This is a genomic window from Acinetobacter sp. P1(2025), from assembly GCF_051390655.1.
Taxonomy (GTDB): domain Bacteria; phylum Pseudomonadota; class Gammaproteobacteria; order Pseudomonadales; family Moraxellaceae; genus Acinetobacter; species Acinetobacter junii.
Window position 1 is genome coordinate 1 of the sequence record NZ_JBPKBJ010000145.1, and the last position, 2,580, is coordinate 2,580.

Annotated in this window: 3 protein-coding genes; all 3 read right to left on the reverse strand. The window is 39.8% G+C overall.

Going from position 1 to position 2,580, the window contains the following annotated elements; translation table 11 throughout:
• Positions 1–122 precede the first annotated feature (122 nt).
• On the reverse strand, positions 123–863 hold the full coding sequence (locus ACSC97_RS18030; protein WP_436662315.1) for a dienelactone hydrolase family protein: 741 nt from the start codon (positions 861–863) through the stop codon (positions 123–125).
• Between the two features lie 145 nt (positions 864–1,008).
• Positions 1,009–1,698 (reverse strand): FKBP-type peptidyl-prolyl cis-trans isomerase, encoded by a 690-nt coding sequence (locus ACSC97_RS18035; RefSeq protein WP_436662317.1) that lies wholly within the window; start codon positions 1,696–1,698, stop codon positions 1,009–1,011.
• 50 nt (positions 1,699–1,748) lie between these two features.
• Positions 1,749–2,438 (reverse strand): FKBP-type peptidyl-prolyl cis-trans isomerase, encoded by a 690-nt coding sequence (locus ACSC97_RS18040; protein ID WP_436662319.1) that lies wholly within the window; start codon positions 2,436–2,438, stop codon positions 1,749–1,751.
• Positions 2,439–2,580: the final 142 nt, after the last annotated feature.

Sequence of the window (2,580 nt, forward strand, 5' to 3'; positions counted from 1 at the left end):
AGAAGAAATTATTTAGACCAATGATCAAAAACTTCATTGATGACTTTATTCTCGATAAAAATCATCTGCTACCACAGAGAGTCTATAAATAATAGTGCGTAAGTCCTAATTTCATTCAATTATTAAACATGTAGCTGTTTTTGCAACAGTTGATACATTGCAGCTAAACCTTGTTGTTCTGCTTCCTTCTGATAACCTAAGTCTACACCATTAGCTTTGGCGCGCTCATCCGCTAATAGATTGCTAAAACCGTGCTTGGCATTTTCAAAGATAATTACTTCGTGTTCAACTTGAGCTTTAGACATTTCAGATTTAAATGTAGCGACATCGTCTAAGCTGACCATCGTATCAAGTTCACCATGTAAAACCAAAATTTCTGCTTGAATTTGACCAATTGAAATGCTTTGTTGTGCTGATAAATTTGCATGGAAAGTGATCACAGCGCGAAGTGGTGCACCTGAGCGAGCGAGATCCAGAACCACTTTACCACCGTAGCAAAAGCCAATTGCGGCTAGACGTTTTGATTGTACTTCTGGAAGTTGTGCCAAAGTATTTAATGCCGCATTGGCACGATCGACAATGATATTCGGTGCTTTGAAGGTTTCCATCATCCATTCAGAGGCTTGTTTTGCATCAGTCGTTGATTTTTTGTCACCATACATATCAATGGCAAGCGCTGCATAACCTTGTGTAGCCAATTCACGAGCACGTTGTTCAGTATATTCATTACGGCCCCACCACTCAGGTGAAACTAATACACCTGGCACTTGCTCTGTAGTTTGAGGGAGAGCAAGGTAGCCAATGAATACGGTTCCATCTGCTGCATGGTATTGAATTTCACGAGTAGTAATTTGAAAAGACATGACGTAAATCCTTGTGCTGGCGACAAATGAATGTAAAACGATATTTAAATCATATCGTTAAAAGCGGTTATTGAGCATTCAGAATGCTCAAAAAAAGTGAACGCTTGATGACAAAATAAGTTTTCGTCATCAAGGTGTGATTATGTTATTTAGAATTGATGTCGAGCAATTCGATATCAAAAATTAAAGTGCTATTTGGTTCAATAGCATCACCTGAACCAATTTCACCATAAGCCAATGATGATGGTATAAATAAACGGAATTGGCTGCCTTTATTCATGAGTTGCAAGCCTTCGGTCCAACCTTGAATGACCTGAGATAAAGGGAAACTCACAGGTTGTTGGCGAGCAATCGAACTATCAAATACAGTGCCGTCAAGTAGTCGACCTTCATAGTGAACTTTGACTGTAGACGTTGCTTTTGGTTTTGCTCCAGTGCCTTGTTTCAATACTTGATATTGCAATCCTGATTTCGTGGTTTTGACTTCAGGCTTTTTGGCATTTTCTGCTAGGAATGCTGTGCCTTTTTTGAGGTTGTCGGCTGCTTTCATTTGTAAAGCTTTCAGTTCTTTGGCATCACTTTGGCGTTTGTATTCTGTTAATACTTTTGCCATTTCTTCGTCGGTTAATGCTGAAGGTTGCCCTTTTGCTGCCGCTTGAATACCACTAATAAATGCATTTAAATCGATATTTTTTAACGTGTCAGCGCTGCTTTTTCCCATTAAATAACCAAAACTATAGCCAACTTGCTGTTGTTGGGTACTTTTATTGGTAATATTTGCAAAGGTAGCAGTTGAGAGTAGGCCTATACAGCCAAATACAAAAAGAGCTTTCATTTTATCTTCCATAAAAAAGGAGAGCACTCGCTCCCCTTAAGATTGAATCTTTATTTCACTTCAATCAGTTCAACATCAAAGATGAGCGTGCTATTTGGTGGAATCATGCCAGGTCTACCTTGTGGACCATAGCCGAGATGACCAGGAATATACAATGTCGCTTTACCACCTTCTTTCATAAGCTGTAAGCCTTCAGTCCAACCTGGAATCACACCATTAAGTGGGAATTCGATCGGTTCGCCACGTTCTACAGAACTGTCAAAAACTTCGCCATCAGGCAGTTTACCTGTGTAATGAACTTTTACAACAGAAGTGGCCGTTGGCTGTTTACCTGTACCTTGTTGGGTAATTTTATACTGTAAGCCTGAAGCGGTGGTTTGTACACCTGCTTCAGTTTTATTCTTTTCAAGGAAAGCATCAGGCGTTGAAGCAGCTTTCTTTTGTGCTTCCATCATTTCTTGTTGAAATTGCTCAGCCGCTGCAGAAAGTTCTTCAGCTGTATAGGCTGATTCTTTGCGCTCATGACCATCTTGTACACCTGCCATGAGGCCTTTCATATTCAACTCACGAGGAAATTGCTGAGAAACTTCATAGCCAAGTGCATAGCTCAATTTTTCAATGGCACTTGCATTTGGATTCGCAGTTGGTGTTGAGGCAGGGTTTTTTGAAGCATAAAGTACAGGAACAAGAGCAGCGCCGCCTAAAACAACAGCTACAGCAATGGGTAAGGCTTTACTCATAATCGTTTCCAAAGCAAGTTTATAAAAATAATCTCTGTACACGACAAATTTCATAGGGCCCTTGTCCTATCAGGCTTTTTCTTTCTTAAAATTGCGAGCACTTTCTTAAATTCTTCTTTTTTTCCAAAACCAATCAAACGTA

What these genes read in the sequence shown, in the direction of transcription:
- ACSC97_RS18030 (WP_436662315.1), bottom strand. Translation starts at nt 863, where the DNA reads ATGTCTTTTCAAATTACTACTCGTGAAATTCAATACCATGCAGCAGAT.
- ACSC97_RS18035 (WP_436662317.1), bottom strand. Translation starts at nt 1,698, where the DNA reads ATGAAAGCTCTTTTTGTATTTGGCTGTATAGGCCTACTCTCAACTGCT.
- ACSC97_RS18040 (WP_436662319.1), bottom strand. Translation starts at nt 2,438, where the DNA reads ATGAGTAAAGCCTTACCCATTGCTGTAGCTGTTGTTTTAGGCGGCGCT.